Source organism: Rhizobium sp. SVR5-2C (assembly GCF_056755115.1).
Window position 1 is genome coordinate 1 of the sequence record NZ_JBNDHT010000646.1, and the last position, 231, is coordinate 231.

Consider the following 231-nt stretch of genomic DNA (forward strand, 5'->3'; position numbering starts at 1 on the left):
GGTATGGCCTATCTGTTCGTTCGTCTGCCAAGCTCGTTCCTGCCAGATGAAGACCAGGGCGTGTTCCTGACGATGGCACAGCTGCCGGCGGGTGCCTCGCAAGAACGTACCCAGAAGGTGCTGGATGAAGTGACGGATTACTACCTCACCAAAGAGAAAGCCAACGTTGAATCCGTGTTTGCGGTTAACGGCTTTGGCTTTGCGGGTCGTGGTCAGAACACCGGTATTGCC

1 protein-coding gene is annotated in these 231 nt (G+C 55.8%); it reads left to right on the plus strand.

Annotation, left to right across the window (positions count from 1 at the left end):
• Positions 1 to 231: efflux RND transporter permease subunit (locus ACPYOI_RS37235; RefSeq protein WP_481424327.1), on the plus strand; the 231-nt coding region annotated here is incomplete at both ends.